The sequence below is a fragment of the Amycolatopsis pretoriensis genome (assembly GCF_900107925.1).
Lineage (GTDB): Bacteria > Actinomycetota > Actinomycetes > Mycobacteriales > Pseudonocardiaceae > Amycolatopsis > Amycolatopsis pretoriensis.
On record NZ_FNUJ01000001.1, the window covers coordinates 91244 to 110099 of the forward strand.

Genomic DNA, 18856 nt, shown 5'->3' on the forward strand with positions numbered 1-18856 from the left:
TCGACGCCGGCCTGCGGATCGGCGCCCCTCGTGCGCCTGACGCGTATAACGGTCTATACGACGATGCTCGGTCAAGCCGGACCGGTCGCGCTGACGCGCGTCGTCGCGATCAAGCACTTCGGACCCGGTGTGTGCGACGGGGCCAGTCAGTGACCGGCGGATAGTGTGGGTCCGTGGCCGATGTTCCTCGCAGGACCAGTGCCCCGCGGGCGACCGACCGTCCCGGGGACGTCTCGCCGTTCGCGATCGGCCTGCTGCTGCGCCGGGCGCACTGGCGCGCCGCCGCCGTGATGACCGAGGCGTTGCGGCCGCTCGGGATCGAGCTGCGGCACTTCGCCGTGTTGATCGTGCTGGCCGATCGCGGGCCCACCGTGCAGCGGGACCTGGCGGAGGCGGCCGGCTCCGACAAGGCCGGGATCATGCGGGTCGTCGACGACCTGGAGCGGCTGGGGCTGGCCGTCCGCAAGTCCGTGCCGGGTGACCGGCGGGTGCGGGCAGTCGAGATCACCCCGCGGGGCACGGAGTTGTTCGACGCGGCCCACCTCCGGGCGGACCCGGTCGCCGAGCGGCTGGTCGCCGACTTCGACGCCGAAGAAACCGCCCGCCTGACGGAGCTGCTGACCCGGCTCGCCCATCCCGGCCCGGCGTAGAAGTTCTTCCCTGAGACCTCGCTGACATTCGCACGCCCTGAATTAGTATCGAATGATACCGTCTCATTCGTAACGAAGTCTGCGGCGGAGAGGGGAGTGCGGTGCTGGACGTCTACGAAGCGGTCACGAGCCGGCGGGCGGTGCGGTCCTTCAGCGACCGGCCGGTGCCGCGGGAAGTGCTGGAGCGCGTGCTGGCCACGGCCGTCCGCGCGCCTTCGGGGTCGAACCTCCAGCCCTGGCACGCCTTCGTCGTGACCGGCGCGCCGTTGGCCGACCTCAAGAAGCGCGCCGCGGAACGCCTGGCCACCGGCGATCCGTGGGACGAGCCGGAGTACGAGATGTACCCGCCGGTGCTGCGGTCCCCCTACCGCGAGCGCCGGGCGGCCTTCGGCGAGCAGCGCTACGGCGCGCTCGGCATCGCGCGTGACGACCTGGAGGCGCGCCAGCGCGCCGCGGCCGGCAACTGGGACTGCTTCGGCGCGCCCGCCGCGTTGTTCTGCTACCTCGACCGCGGCCTGGGCCGGCCGCAGTGGTCCGACGCCGGGATGTTCCTGCAGACGGTCATGCTGCTGCTGCGCGCCGAAGGGGTGCACAGCTGCCCGCAGATGGCGTGGGCGAAGTTCCACCGGACCGTCGCGGAGATCGTGGCGCCGCCGGCGGAGCTCCTGCTCTTCTGCGGCATGTCGATCGGGTACGAGGACGCCGCGGCGGACCGTTCCCGCACCGGCCGGGCCCCGCTCGCGGAGACCGTCACGTTCGTCGACGGCTGAGCCACGTCTTTTCCTTTCCACCGACAAGAAACCGGAGTTCGTCATGGCCAGGGCGCCGCCGCCGGGTTCGCCGATCCGGCGACGCACGACCCCGAGCAGGCCGCCGCGTTCGCCCGGCGGGTCGAGCTCCGTCGGGAAGCCGGTCTACGTCGTGGCGAGCCGCGGTGGGTCTTACGAGCCCGGCGCACCGCGGGCCGGCTCGGACTACGTCCGGAACTACCTGACGGCCGTCCTCGGCGGCACGATGGGCATGGAGGTCGACTTCATCGTCCCCGAGCTCCGGGTCGGCTGAGCCGGGCGGCGGCATAACACCGCCGCGGCGCGGATCGCATACCCGCGCCGACCTGCGCCGATCGCCGCCACCCGCCGAAAGTCGGTGTCAGGCAAGGAAAACCGCGACTTAACCTCCGAGTCCCGCGGGCGGCCCTCGTCCGCCGAGGACGAGGAGACGCGCCGATGCGGAAACTGCTTGCCGTCCTGTGCTGTGCCGTCGTGGCGACCACCGTGGTGGCCGGGCCGGCGTCCGCGGCGGGAACCGTTCCCGGCCTCACCGGCGCCGCCGCGAAGGCCGCCGCCGGGCCGATGGCCGACCGGTTCCTCCAGCTGCGCCAAGGGAAGGCCCTCGCGCAGCGGCACACCTTCTGGGGCCCCGAACCCCAGCTCGCCACCAGCGCGGACGGGCTGGTCGTCACCCAGAGCGTCACGCCGTCGCTGCGGATCTCCAACCGCAACGACGTCGTCTACGCGCCCACGATGAAACCCACCGGGCACTCGTGCGTCGAGGTCGTCACCGCCTACGGCCTCGGCGAGGCCGCGCAGGTCTGGGCCTGGGACTGGTGCCGTTCGGTGGCGCCGGCCAAGGTCGTACCGATCGACAGCGCTTTCCTCGCGAACTACACCAGCACGGTGGACGGGCACCCCGCCTACACCGTGCAGGAGGTCCGGACCAACGCGACGGCCAACTCCTGGACGGCCTCGCTGCGCAACGTCAAGACCGGCGCGTGGGACACGCTGTTCACCCAGAGCGGCAGCGACCAGAGCTCGCTGAACGAAGGCTGGGACATCTTCGAGCTCTACTCGACGCGCAACCCCGCGACGGGCAACGCGTACTACTGCTCGGACGCCCGTGGCGCGGTGTTCGAGTCGAGCTCGCTGCAACTGCGCGTCGCCGGGAACTGGGTGAACGCCTCGCCGGCCAACTCGCCGCTGCGCCCGACCGCGAACCCGCGGCCGGCCGACTACGACTGCTCGACGTTGCGCTTCGAGGTCCCGGCGCCGAACAGCACCTGGCGGGTCACCGTGTGACCAGCAGCTCGCGGCCGCGTTCGCGCCACCAGGTGTCGAACGCGGCGCTGCAGCCCCGCCGGCCGGCGTAGCTCGCGACGACGGCGGCGTGGATCTCCTCGGCGTGCGCCGCGACCGGGGTGCCGGGCCGGTAGCAGAGCCGCAGCTCCTGCCACAGCGGCGCGCCTTCGATCGCGCGCACGGCGATGCTCGCGGGCCGGTCTTCGCGCGTCGCCAGCGCCGGCGCGACCGCCATGCCCGCGCGGACGAGGTCCAGCAGCGTCGCCAGGCACTGTGGCCGGTGCGGCTGGTCGAGCGCGACGCCGTGGCGGCGGCAGACGCGCTGGAGGTAGGCCGACCACCGCGTCGTGCCCGGCGGGTCGTCCGCCCACGGGTGCCCGGCGAGGCCGGCGAAGGGAACCTGCCGCGCGCCGGCCAGCGGGTGATCGGGCGCGAGGATGACGAACACCGGTTCGCGCGGGTGGACGACGAGGCTCTCGATGCCTTCGGGGACAACGGGATCGGGCAGCGGCGGCAGGTAGACGAGCGCGAGGTCGAGGGCGCCGGTGGCGAGCCGGTGCAGGGTGGCCGTCTCGTCCTGGTCTTCGTGGACGCTCACGCCGTGGCTCCACGGCCGGTCGCGCAGCCACCGCGACACGGCGAGGTGCAGGAAGCCGCAGTACCCGCCGACGCGCAGCGGCCCGGTGGGAGCGCGTTGTTCGCCGAGCCGTTCGGTCAGCGCGGAGACGCCGGCGAGCACGGTCCGCGCGTCGGCGACGACGTCCGCGCCGAGCCGGGTGGGCACGCAGCCGGTGGGGGAGCGGACGAAGAGCGCCCCGCCGACGGACCGTTCGACGCGGCGCAGGAGCGTGGACAGCGCGGGCTGCGAGACGTGCAGCAGCCGGGCGGCACGGGTGAGACTGCGCGCGTCGGCGACGGTCACGAGCACGCGCAGGTGGCGCAGTTCCAGGTCCACGACGCCTCCCGGTGGCGCTCAGCTGGCTCCACTGTAAAGCCGGTGATCACCGAGGGCATCCGACCTGAGTCGGGCGGCGAGCGCCGCCGTGATCGGAGTCGATAAATCGCCTACAGTGGCGCCATGCTCTCGATCCGTCCCGCGACGCGCTTCGAAGACGTCGCCGCGATCCTCAACCCCGGCGGGAACGACCGTGCCTGCTGGTGCCTCGCCTACCGGATCACCTCGGCCGAGTACAGCGCCCTGCGCGGCGCGCAGCGGGCCGACCGGGTCCGCGGCCTCTGCGCTGATGAACCGGCTCCCGGTGTGCTCGCCTACGACGGTGAGACGCCCGCCGGGTGGTGCGGGGTCTCGCCGCGCTCGAGCTTCGAACGGCTGAAACGGTCGCGGACGATGCCGCCGCTCGACGATCTGCCGGTGTGGAGCGTCGTGTGCTTCGTGGTCCGCGCGCCCTACCGGCGGAGCGGGGCGTCCGCGGCGCTGCTCGCGGGCGCGGTGGACTACGCGCGGGAGTGCGGCGCGCCCGCGATCGAGGGCTACCCGGTCGACACCGGGGGCGAGCGCATCTCCTCGAGCGCCGCCCACGTCGGCACGACGACGCTGTTCGAGGCGGCGGGCTTCGAGCGCGTCCGGCCGACCGCCGCGCGCGCCGACCGCCGGGTCCGCTGGCTCATGCGGCTCGACCTCCGCTGACCTCACAGGTCCAGGACGACGTCCTCGCCCGGCCGCGCGCAGCAGACCAGCACCTCGCCCGCCGCCGGGGGTTCGAGCGGGTCGGGGGCGTACTCCACGCGACCCGACAGCACCGGTGTCACGCACGTGTGACACACGCCGGTGCGGCACGACCAGCGCGTCGGCACGTCGCACGCCTCCGCCAGCTCCAGCAGGCTCGGGTACTTCCCGCTCCACGGCACCGTGAGCCCGCTGCGCGCGAACGTCACCGCCGGCCCGGTCCCCGCCTCGCCCGCCGGCGCGTGCGGGGTCTTCCGGACGACGTCGGTCAGCCCCGGGTTGAGCGCCGACACCCCGCCGAACAGTTCACTGTGGACGCGGGCGGTATCGAAACCCAATGACACCAGGGCTTCCCGCATCACCGTCATGAACGCGTCCGGGCCGCAGAGGTAAGCGGTCCCGTCGGTCGGGAGGTCCAAAGTGGACAAGGTATCGAGCGTCAGCCGGCCGGTCGACGCCGTGTGGAAGACGTGCTCGTGCCCGTGGGGAAGGCTCGCCAGCAGCGCGTGTGCTTCGGCCGCAAACGCTTGCTCGGCCGCCGACCGGGTGGTGTGCACCCACCAGACCGCCCGCGGGCTCCGTCTGGCGGCCAAAGCGTGCAGCATCGCCAGGACCGGTGTCACGCCGATACCCGCCGACAGCAGCACCACCGGCCCGTCGTCGCCGGCCAGGACGAAGTCGCCGCGCGGTGCCGCGACGTCGACGACCGCGCCCGGCGCCAGCCGCGAGTGGAGGTAGCTGCTGACGACGCCGTCGCGCTTCACGCTGATGCGGTACTCGCGGTCCGACGGTGCCGCCGACAGCGAGTAGCTCCGCACCGGCGCCGGGTCGCCCGCGCCGGGGACGCGCAGCGTGAGGTACTGGCCCGGTTCGGGCCGGGGGAGCGGCTCGCCGTCGTCGGCGGCCAGGTGGATCGACGCGACCGTCGTGCTCTCGGGCACCACCCGGGCCACGCGCAACGGCCGGAAGCCGCGCCAGCCGACCGGTTCGGCCGCGGGCGGCGACGCGAGGAGGTCGCGGAACGACGCCTGCCAGCCGGGGCTGAGTGCGGGGATGTCGACGGCCTTGCGAAGCGTGTCTTGGTCGCGGCCCGGCAGGTAGAGGAGCGCGTCGACGTCCGCGACGCTCAGTTCGTGCCGGCCGGTCCGGGTGCGGACGATCTCGTCGCCGGCCTGGACGTGCCCTTCGGTGATGACGCGCAGGTAGAAGCCGGGCCGGTGGTGCGCGACCAGCAGCGACGGCATCCGCGGCTCGCCCAGGCGCATGCCGACGCGGAAGCACGTCACCCGCGGCTGCGTGACCTCGAACTCGGCCTCGCCGATCCGGTACCGGTCGCCGATGTGCACCTCGTCGTCGGGCAGGCCGTCGACGGTGAAGTTCTCGCCGAACTGGCCGTCCTCGAGGTCGTCGCGGCCGAGGAAGTCCCGCCAGTGCTCGTAGGACTGGCGCTGGTACACGAGCACCGCGCGGTTCTCGCCGCCGTGACCGCCCAGGTCGCCCTGGCCGTCGCCGTCGACGTTGAGCCGGCGGACCATACGACGGCCGTCGACCGGGTACTTGAAGATTCCCGTGTGGACGGTCCGCCCCTCCCAGGGCACGTCCTTCGGCATCCCGACGTTCAACGACACCAAACGGGCCATGGTCGTCTCCTTCAGTCGGCCGCGGTGCGGGAGCGCTGGTAGTGGCGCCGGGCCTTCATGCGGTTGCCGCACACGGCCATCGAACACCAGCGGGCGCTGTTGGGCTTGCTGTGGTCGATCAGGAACAGCCGGCACTCCGGGTTGGCGCACGGGCGCAGCCGGCCGGGGCTCGACTTGGCGAGCTCGTCCCAGGCCAGGACGGCCCGCGCGGCGGCGGACCGCCCGGCCGGGACGTCGAGGACCCACTCGACGCCGTCGTCGCCGAAGGCTGCCCGGTAGCTGACGTCGTCGACGAACCGGGCCGCGGCCGCCGCGACGTCCTGCCCCCGCACGATCGCCTGCAGCACGGCCCGCGCTTGCAGCAGCGCCTCGTGTTCATCGCCGGTGGCCGGCTGCCCGTGGGAGGCGAGCCACTCCCGGCCCGCCTCCGGGTCGGCCAGGTCGTCCGCGGGGACCCCGTCGCGCACCGGGGTCGTGTTGAGCAGGTCCAGGAGCAGCGTCTCGTCGGTCATCTAACCTCCAAACTCATGCTTGACAGGTTACAGTACCAGTGCTTGTATGTCTAACCATCAAAGTCTATTAGAAAGGTTAGGACGATGGGACTGGCCTGGCAGCAAGGACCACTGGCCACGCGGGCGGTGGGGCACTTCCTGGTCGAACAGCCGCTGCCCGAGCGGCTGCTGTTCGCCGAGCCGCTGCGGCGGCGGATGCGCGTGCGGTTCGGCGGCGAATGGGTGGCCGACAGCGAGGACGTCGTCCTGCTGCACGAGCCCGGCCGCTACCCGGTGGCGTACTTCCCGGTCGCCGACGTCCGCGACGACGTGCTCGCCGCCGAGAACCGGACGACGACGCACCGCGACCTCGGCCCGACCGAGTGGTTCACCGTCCGGGCGGGGGACCGGGAGGCGCCACGCGCGGCCTGGCGATACACCGGGCTGCCCGGGCACGCGGACGTCCTGCGCGACCGCGTCGCCTTCGCCTGGCGGGCGATGGACGCCTTCTACGAGGAGGACGAGCGGATCGTCGGGCACGCGGCCGACCCGTACCACCGCATCGACATCCGGCAGACCTCGCGCCACCTCGTCGTCCGCGACGGCGACCGCGTCGTCGCCGAGACCCGGCGGCCGGTCGTGCTCTACGAATCCGGCTTCGCGCCGCGCTGGTACGTGCCGCGCGAGGACATCGACATGACGGCGCTGACGCCGGTCGAGGGCGAGACTTTCTGCCCGTACAAGGGCCTGGCCGGCTACTTCGACATCGGCGCCGGCAAGCGCGCGGCCTGGTCGTACCCCGAGGCGTGGCCCGAGGTCGAGCGGGTGTCCGGGTTCGTGTCGTTCGAGCCGGACGTCGTCGACGTGACGCTCGACGGCCGCAAGCTGGCGCTCGAACCGGGCCAGACCGTCACCCCGCACGGTGTCGACCGCGGCCTGGACCCCGACGAACTGCTGCTCCGGAAGGGGAACTGAGATGACCGCCTTGACGGACCGCAGAGTGCTCGTCGTCGGCCGCGGCAGCGGGATCGCCCGCGCGGTGACGCTCGCCGTCCGCGACGCCGGGGCGAGCGTCGTGGTCGCCGGCCGCGACGAAAGCGCGCTGGCCGCCGCCTACGACGACCCGGGCGTCACGGCGGCCACCGTCGACCTGACCGACGAAGCCTCCGTCGCCGCGCTCGCCGAACGGCTCGGCCGGGTCGACCACGTCGTCTCGACGGCGTCGGCCCGGGCCCGCGGCGCGGTGGGCGACCTCGCCCACGACGTCGTGCTCCGGTCGTTCGACGTCAAGGTGCTCGGTCCGCTGCTGCTGGCCAAGCACTTCGCGCCCCGGCTGCCCGAGGACGGCTCGTTCGTGTTCTTCTCGGGCTCGTCGGCGCGCAAGCCCGCCGCCGGCATGCTCGCCGTCGGCGCCACGAACGCCGCGGTCGACGCGCTGACCCGCGGGCTCGCGGTGGAGCTGGCGCCGATCCGGGTGAACGCGGTCTCGCCGGGCACGATCGACACCGGCGCCTACGACGCACTCGGGGCCGAGAAGAAGGCGGCGTTGTTCGCCAGTCGCGCGGCGACCAGCCCGGCGCGGCGGGTCGGGCGGCCCGAGGAGGTCGCCGAGGCCGTGGTGTTCGCGCTCGGCAGCACCTTCCTGACCGGGGTCTCGCTCGGCGTCGACGGGGGTGAGTCCCTTGTCTGAGTTCCGGCTCGAGGTCGTCACGCTGCCGGTCGCCGACGTCGACCGGGCGGTCCGGTTCTACACCGAGCAGGTGGGCTTCGGCCTCGACGTCGACTACGCGCCGCACGCCGGTTTCCGGGTCGTCCAGCTGACCCCGCCGGGGTCGGCGGCGTCCATCCAGCTCGGCGTCGGCCTGACCACCGCGGTCCCCGGCTCGGCGCGGGACCACTACCTGGTGGTCGCCGACATCGAAGCGGCCCACGCGGAACTGGCCGGCCGCGGCGTGCCGGTGAGCGGGCTGCGGCACAAGAAGTCCGCGGACTGGCAAGGGGATTTCGCGCCCGGCACCGACCCGGACCGGCGTGACTACGCGAGCTTCTTCGGCTTCGCCGACCCGGACGGCAACAGGTGGACCGTCCAGGAACGCGGTCACCTGGCCCGGTAGGTGACCCCGCTCGCGTTGGGGGTCGTCCCCGAGTACAGCCCGGTCGGGGACGTCGACGTCGACAGCGAGAACCACGCGTACCGCTCGACGTACGACTGCCCCTCCAGCATCGCCGTCGAGCGGGTGACGAAGTCCGCCTGCTGCGCGGACGACGGGTAGCGCGGGGTGGAACCGGAGAAGTCGATGAGGGCGTACTCGGTCAGCCAGATCGGCAGGTGGTAGCGGTCGTGCACCTTCTGCAGGTACGACTGCAGCTGCCCGGTCGCCGCCGTCGAGAAGTCGCCGCCGTACCAGTGCAGCGGGATGAAGTCGACGCGGTAGCCGCGCGCGGCCGCGCCGCTCATGAACCGGTCGAGCCAGCCGCCCGCGACGTCGCCGCCGTACGCCACCGCGGGCGCGCCGAGGCGCAGGCCGGTGGACTGCAGCCGCGGCCACAGGTCGAGGGCGGTTTCGACGGGCATGCTCGCTTGGCCCGCCAGATCGGGTTCGTTGAAGGCCAGCAGGGTGTTGCCCGCCGCCTTCGCGCGGTCGAGCTGGTCCTGCGTGACCGAGTCCCGGCCCCAGATCATCGGCACGAACTCGGTGCCGGCCGGCACCGCGATGCCCTGCGGATCGGCCGCCCACGTGTAGAACCAGCGCGCTCCGACGTCCTTGAGCGCGGTGGCGGCACCGGCGTAGGGGTTGGCGCTGACGCCCTTCTTGGCGGTGGCCGCGGCCGCGGGGACGGCCAAGGCGAGCAGGACGACGGCGACGATGGCGAGCATCTTCTTCACGAGGCGCTCCTCGGTCGGCGGGACATCCTGGATAACCCCGGGCGCCCGCGGGCGGCAAGATCGCGGCGGCAGCCGGGGTGCGCGGGGGAACCGGCCGTGCCCGATCAGCGGGCCAGGTGCTTGCGGACGTCGTCGGCCACGGCGGCCCGGCCGCTCATCCGGTACTTGGCCAGGATGTTGCGGACGTGCGTCTTGACGGTGTGCGGGCTGATGCCCAGCTCGCGGGCGATCCGCTCGTTCGGCAGGTCGCTGGCGAGCAGGACCGCCACGCCCTGTTCGGCCGCGGTGAGCGACCGAAACCGTTCTTCGGGGCCGTTGTCGATGTTGAGCGTCAGCTCGACGAGGTCGGACTGGAGCTGCTGGCAGTCGGTGACGATGCGCCGCAGGGCCTCGCGCAGGGCGCCGGTGTCCGGGAAGGCCAGGGCGTCCTGGGCCCGCTGCCGGACGTCGGCCACCCGGGACGAGAGGAACTCGACGATGTGGTCCGCGGTGACCAGCGGCGGTGCGCCGCCGACGTCGGCGGGCAGCCGGCGCAGCGCGTCGAGGTTTTCGGCCTCCGCGGTCAGCACGCGGGCGACGAGGTCGGCCAGCCACTCGAACGCGCGGACCGAGTTGTCGTCGAAGGTGCGCGGCCGGTAGCTCTGCATGGACATCATGCCGAACACCGCCGGCTCGCCCGCGCGGCCGCGGCGCAGCAGCGGCGTCGTGACGGCGTCGGCGGACATCCGGCTCGTGTCGCCCGAGGCGACCCCGGCGTTGAGCGCGGCCCCGTTGTCGTACTGCATCCGGTAGGTCTGGCGGTGCTTGAGCAGCCAGGCGGCTTGGCCGTGCGGCCCGTAGGTGTGCGACGCCGGATCGGTGTACATGCCGCCGTCGTAGCCGTACGGGTAGCGGACGCGGTTCGCGCCGTGGAAGAAGCCGACGTAGAAGTGGTCCAGCGGCACGATCTTGCTCATCACGGCCCGGGCGTAGTCGTAGAGGCCGTAGTGGTCGGTGCGGTAGTTGGCGTCGATCTTGTGGAACGCCTCCCGCAGGATCAGCGTCGTCTCGGCGTCGACCCGGAGCCGGGGGTCGTCAGGGGGCACCTTGTCATCATCCTCCCGGTCCGCCCGCGCGATGAGGCCCCGCGCGGTTTTCCCTCACTCCGCGAGCGATGGAACCGCGGCCGCCGCGCCTGCGACCGTGGACGGGTTCCGCCGAACGAGGGAGGACGGCCGTGGAAACCCATTCAATGCGAATCCCGCACACGCCGAGCCGATTCCGTGCGAATTCGCCGTGATTCGGCGAGTGGCCGCCGGATGATTCGGCGGACCATTCCCGGAAATCACGGTCAGTGCGCGGTCGGGTGCGGTAGGAGGTGGCGCAGCGACTCCGACGGTTCCAGGCCCAGTTCCTCCAGCAGCGTCCCGCGGCACTGCTCGTACTGGTGCCGGGCCGCCGCGCGGTTACCGGCCGCGAGGTGGGCGTCGATCAGCACGCGGTGCGCGCTCTCCCGCAACGGTTCCGCGCGCACCGCCGCCAGGCCGGCCGCCACCGCCTCGCCGTGGCGGCCCGCCGTGGTGAGCCGTTTCGCCATGGCCTCCAACGCGTACAGCCGCAGCTGGTGGTACTGCTCCTGCTCGATGAGCACCCACTCGTTGTCCGACCACTCGGGCAGCAGGTCAGCCGACAGGTCGTCGCGGGTCCGGCGGTCGAGGATGTCGTCGCACCCGCAGGACTTGTCGAGCAGGCGGTGCGCGCGGGCGACGGCGTCGTGGATGTCGACGCTGATGTTGCCCGCCAGCGCCATTTCGTGCACCGACGCGTCGATGACCTGGTGGCCGCTGCGCGAGGCCCGCCACAGCGACGAGCGCAGGTTCGCGTTGGCGCGGCTCGTGGTCGCTTCCGGCCACAGCGTTCTCGCCACGTACGTGCGGGTGCGCGGGCGGTCCTGCAGGGCGAGGAAAGCGAGCAGCCGCTGGGCGCTGAAGGACAGCGTCACCGGGTCGTCTTCCACGAGCAGCGTGAATCCCTTCAACAGCCGCAATGTCACGATCTGTGTCACGTCAGTGCGCATCGGCTCCCCAACCTACGCCCGCCACCGATCGGGTCGACCCCACCGCACAGCAATTCGCGACCCGTGTGGGAAACGTTACGCGAATTATCGGACGGGTGGCGTCAACAGGGCGTCACGAAAACGTCATCGGCCCTGATCCGAGCTCGTCCAGCCAGTTTTGCACGGCTTCGAGCACCGCCTCGGCGGACGTCACCGCGAGCGGCTTCGGCTCGCCCGTGCCGACGGTGGAGAGGATGCGCACGCGCAGCGCGCCGGGCGAGCCGCCTTCCAGCCAGGCACGAAGGACCATGCTGCCGGAGTGTTCCTCGGGAGCCTCCACCGACGCAGGATGCGCGCAGACCTGTCACCACCGCGTCGCCGCGGCGTCAACGCGGTGGCCGGGAACGCCGCGGTGACGCTCGCGCGACGCGCTGATCGCGGCCCCGCCACGCCACCCCTGCGATGCTGCGCCGCGGCAGGCAGGGGAGGACTGGCATGGGCGATTTCGGCGTCGTCGCCGACGTTTCGACGATCATCGTGGACCGGCTCAACGAAGCCCTGCGCCCCCTCGACCCGGTCGAGCCGCCGAGGGCGGTGCTGAGCGACCTCGAGGACCGGCCGAGCAGCGCGACGCTCACGGTGTTCCTGTACGAGGTCGCCGAAGACCCGACTTCGCGCAACCGGCCGCCGGTCCGGTCGCTGCCGCCGGACGCGCCCACGAGCCGCAAGCCGCCGATGGCGCTGCTGCTGCGGTACCTGATCACACCGTGGGGCGGCAGCCAGGAAACCCAGCACCAGATGATCGGCCGGGCGCTGCAGGCGTTCTACGACGACGCGATCTGGGCGGGCGAGGAGCTGACCGGCAGCCTGGCCGGCACCACGGAGGCCCTGCAGTTCACGCTGACGCCGTTGACGCTCGACCAGAAGTCGTGGATCTGGTACGCGATCCAGAAGCCCTACCGGCTGTCGCTGAACTACGAGGTCCGGGTCGTCAACCTGGACTCCCTCGACGTTTCCGAGCTGAAGCTCGTGCGCAGCCGGACGATCACCGGGGCGCCGCTGCCATGACCCGCTTCTACCCCGTGGAGACCTCGGTCCTGCACAGCCCGGCGTGGTTCGTGCCGTTCGACGAGTTCGCCCAGCGCCCGCGGGCCGCCGGCGTCGGCACCGAGCTGGACCGCTTCGACCCCGACGCGAACGTCTGGGTCCCGCAGGACACGCCGGCGATCCGCACGCCCAGCGCCGCGATCGCCTACCCGGAGCTCGGCCGGCGCCGGAGCCCCGGGGCGCGGCCCGAGCGGTTCCGCGTCCGGTTCAGCGCCATCGGGCTCACGCCGCTGTACCCGGCCGACGGCGAGGACTTCGACGCGGCCGTGGCCGGGGTGGAGTTCGTCGCCGCCCCGTACGACGACACCACGCCGCCCGCCGTCGACAGCGCGCCGCGCGTGGTGCGGCTGCTGCCGAGCGTCGCGTTCCGGTACGCGCCCGGCGTCCGCACCGTGTACGGCGTCGTCCTCGACGCGGCCACGCGGGCACCGATCGTGAACGCGCTGGTCGAGGCCCGCGGCGTCACGGGCCGCGACGGGATCGCCTGGCAGGAGCGGACGCTGACCGACGCGGCGGGGGTGTTCCGGCTCGCGCTGCGCTGGGAGGGCGAGCCGGTCGCCGGGCCGCCGCCCGTGCAGGTCTTCCACCTCACCGCGACCGAGCGGCCGGGGCGGACCGGGGCGGTCGACGTCCGGCTGCCCACCGGCCGGGACGTCCGGCACGTCATCGAAATCGCCGAGCAGTGAAGAAGGAGCTGAAACCATGCCCGAGTACCTGAGCCCCGGCGTCTACGTCGAGGAGGTCGACGCGGGGCCGCGGCCGATCGCGGGGGTGAGCACCAGCACGGCGGGCATGGTCGGGGTCACCCAGCGCGGCCCGACCGACGGGAAGCCCAAGCTGGTCACCAACTTCCTGGAGTTCCAGACGACCTTCGGCGGGTTCCTGCCCGAGCCGGACCCGGCGATCCGGGACGCCTGGGCGAACAACCCCGCCGAGGGCGGCCGCTGGTGGCTGTTCCCGCTGGCGGTCAAGGGCTTCTTCGACAACGGCGGTCAGCGCCTCTACGTCAAACGGGTCGCCAGCGGCGCCGCGCAGCCCGCTTCCGGCCAGGTCTTCACCGGCCTGGTCAGCGCGATCACCCAGGACGCCGCGGCGGGGGTCACCACCCTGCAGCTCGCGCACGTCATCGGCTTCACCGGAACCGACGCGGTCACCGTCTTCCGCGGCGGTGACGACGTCGAGATCGGCACCGTCACGATCACCGCGTACAACGCCACGACCGGCCGGGTCACGCTCGGCACCGGGCTGCCGGCGGCGGTCAAGGCCAGCCGTGGCGACTACGTGCAGCTGGGTGACCGGGGCACCGAACCGAGCCTGCGGTTCTCCGCGTCGAGCCCGGGGTCGTGGGGCAAGGCGGTCCAGGTGCGGATCTCGCCGTCGGTGAGCGCGTCGCTGCCGGTGCTGCCCGATCCGGGTGAGGGGCCGTTGTTCACCACCGCGCTCGCCGCCAACGCCGAGCAGGACGCCGGGGCGATCACGGTGAACGCCGTGCCCGGGCTCGACCCGGGCCCGCTGCCCGACGACGTCTGGGTCCTGATCAACGACCGGCGGTTCCCGGTCACCGTCGCGGAGCCGGTCGACGGCAAGGTGACGCTCACCTTCCCGGACGGCACCACGCACGCGCCGTGGAAGGCCGGCCTCACGGTCCGCCGGGTGCGCCTGGCCAACGCCGGCGCCGGCGCGACCCTGCGGATCAGCGGCTCCGGCCGGCTGTACGAAGGCGCGGCCACGCAGCTCGACACGGGCGACAAGCTGACCACCCTCACCATCCGCTCGGTCGGGCCGGACGACGTCGTCACGTTCGACGCGAACACCCCGGAGCAGGTCTTCGAATCCGCCCGGCTCCGGCTGGTCGAGTCCACTGTGGACACTCGGTTCACCGACCCGGGCGGCGGCTCGGTCACCGAAACCTTCCGCAACCTCCGCCTGACCGGCGACGGACCCGGCACCGTCACGGGCACCCTGGCGAGCCAGTCACGACTGGTCCGGGGCGAAACGATCGGCGAGCCCAGCAGCGACCCCGCCGACTTCCCGACGCCCGCGAGCGGGTCCTGGCTGAGCCTCGCCGACGACGGCGACGACGCGTTCGACGGCCTCGACGTCGGGGACTTCGTCGGCACCGACGGCGGGAGCGGCAAGCGCACCGGCATCGTGGCGCTTGAAGACATCGACGAGATCGCGATCTGCGCGGTCCCGGGCGTGTGGGCCGGCACCGTCGAATCGGCGCTCGTCACCCACTGCGAACAGCTCAAGGACCGCTTCGCCGTCCTCGACCCGCAGGACGGCCTCGACATCGAGGGGATCCAGGCGTTCCGGGAACCCTTCGACACCAAGTACGCGGCGCTGTACTACCCGTGGCTGGTCGTCAACGACCCGTCGACCGGCCAGTTCGTCGAGGCGCCGCCTTCGGGGCACATCATCGGGATCTACGCCCGCACCGACGTCGAACGGGGGGTGCACAAGGCGCCCGCCAACGCGGTCATCCGCGGCATCCGGCTGACCGACGGCATCGCCCAGGACGTCACCAAGCGGCACCAGGACGTGCTCAACCCGCGCGGGATCAACGCGCTGCGGTTCTTCCCCGGCCTCGGCCAGCGGGTCTGGGGCGCGCGCACGCTGTCCTCGGACACGTCGTGGAAGTACGTCAACGTGCGCCGGCTCTTCCTGTTCCTCGAAGAGTCGATCGACGAAGGCACGCAGTGGGTCGTGTTCGAGCCGAACGACGAGTCCCTGTGGGCGCTGGTGCGCCAGACCGTCGCGAACTTCCTCACCACCGTCTGGCGCAGCGGGGCGCTCGCCGGCACGACCGCGGACGAAGCGTTCTTCGTCCAGTGCGACCGCTCCACGATGACCGACGACGACATCGCCAACGGCAGGCTCATCTGCGTGATCGGGGTGGCGCCCGTGTTCCCGGCGGAGTTCGTGATCTTCCGGATCCAGCAGAAGACCCGCGAGCCCCAGCTCGTCTGACCACTGAAAGGCAAGGGACATGCCACCTGTGACGCGGGACGACCCGTACGCCGCGTATAACTTCCTGGTCATCGTGACCAACGTCAGCGACGACGGCGTCGCGGTGAGCGGGTCGTTCACCGAAGCCAGCGGGTTCGACATCGAAATGCCGGTGATCGAGTACCGGACCGGCAGCGAGGACATCACCGTCCGCAAGCTCGTGGGCCTCAAGAAGTTCCCGAGCGCGCTGACGTTCAAGCGCGGGGTCACCGGCCACGTCGGCTTCTGGAACTGGGTGAAGGAGGCCCTCGACGGCCGGGTGCGGCGCACGGCCGGCTCGATCGTCATGCTCGACGAGAACCGCCAGGAGGTCATGCGCTGGAACTTCGACCGGGCCTGGCCGACGAAGTACACCGGACCGTCGTTCAACGCGACCAAGAACGAGATCGCCATGGAGACGCTCGTGCTGGCCGTCGAGAGCTTCGGCATCGACGCGTGATGGCCGGCTCGGCGCTTCCCGGCGTCTCCCTCACCTTCGAGCGCGCGGCCACCGGTGCCGAGCCGCTGCGCACGGACGTGGCCGTGTTCCTCGGCCGCACCCGGCGCGGCCCGGTCGGCCGGCCCGTGCGCGTCGAGAGCTGGAACGACGTCGTCGGCGAGTTCGGTCCGCCGGACGGCACGTCGTCGACGCCGTACGCGCTGCGCGGGTTCTTCGAGAACGAGGGCCGTACGGCGTGGGTGCTGCGGGTGGCCGGGGCCGCCGAACCGGCCAGTGCACTGTGGACGGACGGCTTCCTCGTGGTGGCCGCCAGTCCCGGCACGTGGGCCAACGGCGGCCGGGTCGTCGTGCGGTACCGGGCCAGCAGTGTCGCGGGGCCGCCGGTGGTCACCGTGCGGGTGCTCGTGCCCGGCGAACCGGCGGAGGTCTTCGCCGGGATGGCGCCCGGGGAGGTCGTCGAGCGGGTCGCCGCGTCCCGGCTGATCCGGGTGGTCCCGGTCGGCGGGAGCGACCCGATCCCGCCGGACGCGCCGATCTCGCTGTCGTGGGACCTGACGCTCACCGGGGGCGCGGACAGCCCGCCGGGCCGCGCGGACTACGCGGCCGCCGTCACCACGCAGGCCGAGCTGCCGGAGCCCGCGCTGGTGGCCCTGCCGGACCTGGGCACCGACCTGGCCGGCGACGACCACACGGGCCTGGTGCTGGACCTGCTGGCCGCCGTGGCGCCGCTGCTGGACCGGCTGGTGCTGCTGGACGTCCCGCCGGATCGGTCCACAGTGGACGAAGTGGCGGAGTGGACCGATGCGCTGGCGGGCTTCGGCGACGAGGGGCTGCTGGCCGCGGCGGCGGTGTACCACCCGCCGCTGCGGGCGCCGTCGCTGGACGGCGCCGGGCTGCGGACCGTCCCGGCCTCCGGGCACGTCGCCGGGCTGGTCGCGCGGCTCGACGCCGAGCGCGGCGCCGCCGAAACCCCGGCGAACGCCACGCTGCTGGACGCCGTCGACCTCGACGTCGAATACCCGGAAGCGCAGCAGGTCCGGCTGTTCGAGGCCGGCGTCGACCTGGTGCGGTGCGTGCGCGGCCGCGGCCTGGTCGTGTGGGGCGGGCGGACGCTGTCGGCCGATCCCCGCCGGCTGTACGTGGCCCACCGCCGGCTGCTGCACCTGCTGGTGCGGGCCATCCGGCGGGCCGCCGCGCCGCTGGTGTTCGAGGTGAACTCCCCGGAGCTGCGGCTGTCGCTGGTCCGCGCGATCACTTCGGTGCTGCTGGAGGCGTTCCGCACCGGGGCGCTGGCCGGGACCCGGCCGGAGGACGCGTTCCGCGTGGTGTGCGACGAGACCAACAACCCGCCGGAACAGGACCCCGGCCAGGTCGTCTGCGAGATCGGCGTCGCGCCGGCCGTGCCGATGGAGTTCATCGCGCTGCGGCTGGTGCTCGGCCAGGACCGCGGCCTGGAGGTGATCGAGCGGTGACCACCCCGGTCGAGCAGCTGCTCGCGCTCAACGAGCCGCTGGGCAAGTTCCGCTTCCTCGTGACGCTCGCCCCGGCGGACGTCTACCTGCCGCCGGCGCAGGCGCTGCTGCTGCAGGTCGTGGCGGCGGGCGCGTTCCAGGAGGTCACGGGCATGGGGGCGCAGCTGGAGGTGGTGACCTACGCCGAGGGCGGGCGCAACGACTCGGTGCACCGGCTGCCGCTGCGCCACTCGTGGAACCCGATCACCCTCAAGCGCGGCGTGGTCCGCGACCGGCTCCTGTGGTCCTGGTACGAGACCGGCCTGCACGACTCGCTGGGCGCCCGCCGCGACGGCGCGGTGATCATGCTCGACGAGGCGGGCCTGCCGGCGAAGTCGTGGATCTTCCACGGCGGGCTGGCCGCCAAGTGGACCGGCCCGGACCTGCACGCCGAGCAGAACGCGGTCGCGATCGAGCAGCTGGAAATCGCCCACGAGGGCCTGACGGCCGTTCTGTAGAAGGGGAAGAGCGTGCCCAAGAACCTGATCATCCACAACCTCGAGGTGCGGTTCCAGGTGGACGGCGACGACGGGGCCCTGTTCGCACGCCTGTTCAACAAGCACATCCAGGCCTGGTCACGGCTGTACGAAGACGAGTGCGCGCGGGCCGAGCGCAGCGACAACGACCGCAGGCTCGGGGACGCGGGGGGCCGCCGGTGAGCGCCACCCCGTTCTCGCTGGTGAGCCAGGGCGCCGACGCGCACCTGGAGATCGAGCAGCCGGCGAACCCCCAAGACGTGCCCCAGCGGATCCCGCTGAAGTTCAATCCGACCGAGTACAAGCTGAGCAAGAGCAACACCTTCGCCGAGATCACCATCCCCGGTCTCGAAACACCGCCCATCCAGTACATCCGGGGCGGCAGCGAGTCACTGACCGTGCAGGCGCTGGTGGACACCTCCGACACGCTCGACGACGTCCGCAAGTCCTATGTGGACAACATCCGGAAGCTGATGCGGCCGCAGAACACGCTGCACGCGCCGCCGATCGTCAAGTTCGTCTGGGACAGGACGGTGTTCCGCGGCGTGGTGGAGAAGCTGGACGTGAACTACGTGCTGTTCGCCAAGAACGGCGTGCCGCTGCGGGCCCAGCTCGACCTGACCCTGAAGGAGTACCGGCCGGCGAAGGAGCAGGCCAACGACCCGCCGCGGTCGTCGCCGACGGTGGAGAAGAGCTACGTCGTGCGCCGCGGCGACACCTGGGACCGCATCTCCGCCGCCGTCTACCGGCGCCCGGACGTGTGGCGGGAACTGGCGCGCGCCAACGGGATCTCCGATCCCCGTGACCTGCGGCCGGGGCTGGTGCTGACCGTGCCCCGGCTGCCGTGAG

23 protein-coding genes are annotated in these 18856 nt (G+C 72.5%); 16 read left to right on the forward strand and 7 right to left on the reverse strand.

Features of this window, described 5'->3' with window-relative positions:
- The first annotated feature begins 173 nt into the window (after positions 1-173).
- From BLV96_RS00435 to BLV96_RS00450, 4 genes are all read left to right on the forward strand, one after another.
- A complete protein-coding gene (locus tag BLV96_RS00435) occupies positions 174-650 on the forward strand; it encodes a MarR family winged helix-turn-helix transcriptional regulator (protein WP_086680811.1) in 477 nt (158 codons plus the stop codon).
- A 104-nt stretch (positions 651-754) separates the two neighbouring features.
- Positions 755-1420 (forward strand): nitroreductase, encoded by a 666-nt coding sequence (locus tag BLV96_RS00440; RefSeq protein WP_086680815.1) that lies wholly within the window; start codon positions 755-757, stop codon positions 1418-1420.
- 43 nt (positions 1421-1463) lie between these two features.
- On the forward strand, positions 1464-1712 hold the full coding sequence (locus BLV96_RS00445) for an NADPH-dependent FMN reductase family protein (RefSeq protein WP_208608092.1): 249 nt from the start codon (positions 1464-1466) through the stop codon (positions 1710-1712).
- A 164-nt stretch (positions 1713-1876) separates the two neighbouring features.
- A complete protein-coding gene (locus BLV96_RS00450) occupies positions 1877-2725 on the forward strand; it encodes a carbohydrate-binding protein (protein WP_086676472.1) in 849 nt (282 codons plus the stop codon).
- Here the strand turns inward: BLV96_RS00450 and BLV96_RS00455 are convergent.
- Complete coding sequence (locus BLV96_RS00455; protein WP_086676471.1) at positions 2715-3680, reverse strand: LysR family transcriptional regulator; 966 nt, start codon at positions 3678-3680, stop codon at positions 2715-2717. The genes BLV96_RS00450 and BLV96_RS00455 overlap by 11 nt on opposite strands.
- Positions 3681-3803: 123 nt before the next feature.
- Here BLV96_RS00455 and BLV96_RS00460 point away from each other — a divergent pair, with 123 nt between their 5' ends.
- The gene (locus BLV96_RS00460; protein WP_086676470.1) at positions 3804-4373 is read left to right on the forward strand and encodes a GNAT family N-acetyltransferase; all 570 of its coding nucleotides are present in this window, start codon (positions 3804-3806) and stop codon (positions 4371-4373) included.
- A gap of 2 nt (positions 4374-4375) precedes the next feature.
- On the opposite strand, the gene BLV96_RS00465 is transcribed toward BLV96_RS00460, so the two are convergent.
- Together BLV96_RS00465 and BLV96_RS00470 are read right to left on the reverse strand one after the other, a co-directional pair.
- Complete coding sequence (locus tag BLV96_RS00465; protein ID WP_086676468.1) at positions 4376-6052, reverse strand: MOSC and FAD-binding oxidoreductase domain-containing protein; 1677 nt, start codon at positions 6050-6052, stop codon at positions 4376-4378.
- A gap of 11 nt (positions 6053-6063) precedes the next feature.
- Complete coding sequence (locus BLV96_RS00470; protein ID WP_086676466.1) at positions 6064-6564, reverse strand: CGNR zinc finger domain-containing protein; 501 nt, start codon at positions 6562-6564, stop codon at positions 6064-6066.
- A gap of 84 nt (positions 6565-6648) precedes the next feature.
- Between BLV96_RS00470 and BLV96_RS00475 the strand changes: the two genes are divergently transcribed.
- From BLV96_RS00475 to BLV96_RS00485, 3 genes are read left to right on the forward strand one after another with little or no spacing between them, the layout of a single operon-like run.
- Positions 6649-7518: a DUF427 domain-containing protein gene (locus tag BLV96_RS00475; RefSeq protein ID WP_086676464.1), complete on the forward strand. Its 870-nt coding sequence runs from the start codon at positions 6649-6651 to the stop codon at positions 7516-7518.
- A gap of 1 nt (position 7519) precedes the next feature.
- On the forward strand, positions 7520-8233 hold the full coding sequence (locus BLV96_RS00480; protein ID WP_086676462.1) for an SDR family oxidoreductase: 714 nt from the start codon (positions 7520-7522) through the stop codon (positions 8231-8233).
- Entirely contained in the window at positions 8217-8657 is a 441-nt protein-coding gene (locus tag BLV96_RS00485; protein WP_425266160.1) for a VOC family protein, read from the forward strand. The genes BLV96_RS00480 and BLV96_RS00485 overlap by 17 nt, the downstream gene beginning before the upstream one ends.
- Here BLV96_RS00485 and BLV96_RS00490 read toward each other — a convergent pair.
- The 4 genes from BLV96_RS00490 to BLV96_RS48980 form a co-directional block, all read right to left on the reverse strand.
- Positions 8642-9421 (reverse strand): glycoside hydrolase family protein, encoded by a 780-nt coding sequence (locus BLV96_RS00490; protein ID WP_086676479.1) that lies wholly within the window; start codon positions 9419-9421, stop codon positions 8642-8644. The genes BLV96_RS00485 and BLV96_RS00490 overlap by 16 nt on opposite strands.
- A 113-nt stretch (positions 9422-9534) precedes the next feature.
- Positions 9535-10515, reverse strand: a complete 981-nt coding sequence (locus BLV96_RS00495; RefSeq protein WP_086676458.1) for a response regulator transcription factor — start codon at positions 10513-10515, stop codon at positions 9535-9537.
- Positions 10516-10760: 245 nt separating this feature from the next.
- Positions 10761-11486, reverse strand: coding sequence for an AfsR/SARP family transcriptional regulator (locus BLV96_RS00500; RefSeq protein WP_208608093.1), 726 nt, complete (start codon positions 11484-11486; stop codon positions 10761-10763).
- A gap of 112 nt (positions 11487-11598) precedes the next feature.
- Positions 11599-11805: a hypothetical protein gene (locus BLV96_RS48980; protein WP_143050899.1), complete on the reverse strand. Its 207-nt coding sequence runs from the start codon at positions 11803-11805 to the stop codon at positions 11599-11601.
- A 155-nt stretch (positions 11806-11960) separates the two neighbouring features.
- Here BLV96_RS48980 and BLV96_RS00505 point away from each other — a divergent pair, with 155 nt between their 5' ends.
- The 8 genes from BLV96_RS00505 to BLV96_RS00540 are packed head-to-tail and all read left to right on the forward strand — an operon-like array spanning position 11961 to position 18855.
- Positions 11961-12533, forward strand: a complete 573-nt coding sequence (locus BLV96_RS00505; protein WP_086676456.1) for a Pvc16 family protein — start codon at positions 11961-11963, stop codon at positions 12531-12533.
- Positions 12530-13258, forward strand: a complete 729-nt coding sequence (locus BLV96_RS00510) for a hypothetical protein (RefSeq protein WP_086676454.1) — start codon at positions 12530-12532, stop codon at positions 13256-13258. The genes BLV96_RS00505 and BLV96_RS00510 overlap by 4 nt, the downstream gene beginning before the upstream one ends.
- A gap of 16 nt (positions 13259-13274) precedes the next feature.
- Positions 13275-15542 carry a phage tail sheath C-terminal domain-containing protein gene (locus BLV96_RS00515; RefSeq protein ID WP_086676452.1) on the forward strand — a complete coding sequence of 756 codons (2268 nt, stop codon included), beginning with the start codon at positions 13275-13277 and terminating at the stop codon, positions 15540-15542.
- Positions 15543-15561: 19 nt separating this feature from the next.
- Entirely contained in the window at positions 15562-16020 is a 459-nt protein-coding gene (locus BLV96_RS00520; protein ID WP_086676450.1) for a phage tail protein, read from the forward strand.
- Complete coding sequence (locus BLV96_RS00525) at positions 16020-17492, forward strand: phage tail sheath family protein (protein ID WP_086676448.1); 1473 nt, start codon at positions 16020-16022, stop codon at positions 17490-17492. Before BLV96_RS00520 ends, BLV96_RS00525 begins: the two co-directional genes overlap by 1 nt.
- The gene (locus tag BLV96_RS00530; protein ID WP_208608094.1) at positions 17489-17989 is read left to right on the forward strand and encodes a phage tail protein; all 501 of its coding nucleotides are present in this window, start codon (positions 17489-17491) and stop codon (positions 17987-17989) included. Before BLV96_RS00525 ends, BLV96_RS00530 begins: the two co-directional genes overlap by 4 nt.
- 12 nt (positions 17990-18001) lie before the next feature.
- Positions 18002-18190 (forward strand): putative phage tail protein, encoded by a 189-nt coding sequence (locus BLV96_RS00535; RefSeq protein WP_086676446.1) that lies wholly within the window; start codon positions 18002-18004, stop codon positions 18188-18190.
- Positions 18187-18855 (forward strand): CIS tube protein, encoded by a 669-nt coding sequence (locus BLV96_RS00540; RefSeq protein WP_086676444.1) that lies wholly within the window; start codon positions 18187-18189, stop codon positions 18853-18855. Before BLV96_RS00535 ends, BLV96_RS00540 begins: the two co-directional genes overlap by 4 nt.
- The last annotated feature ends 1 nt before the right edge of the window (position 18856 follow it).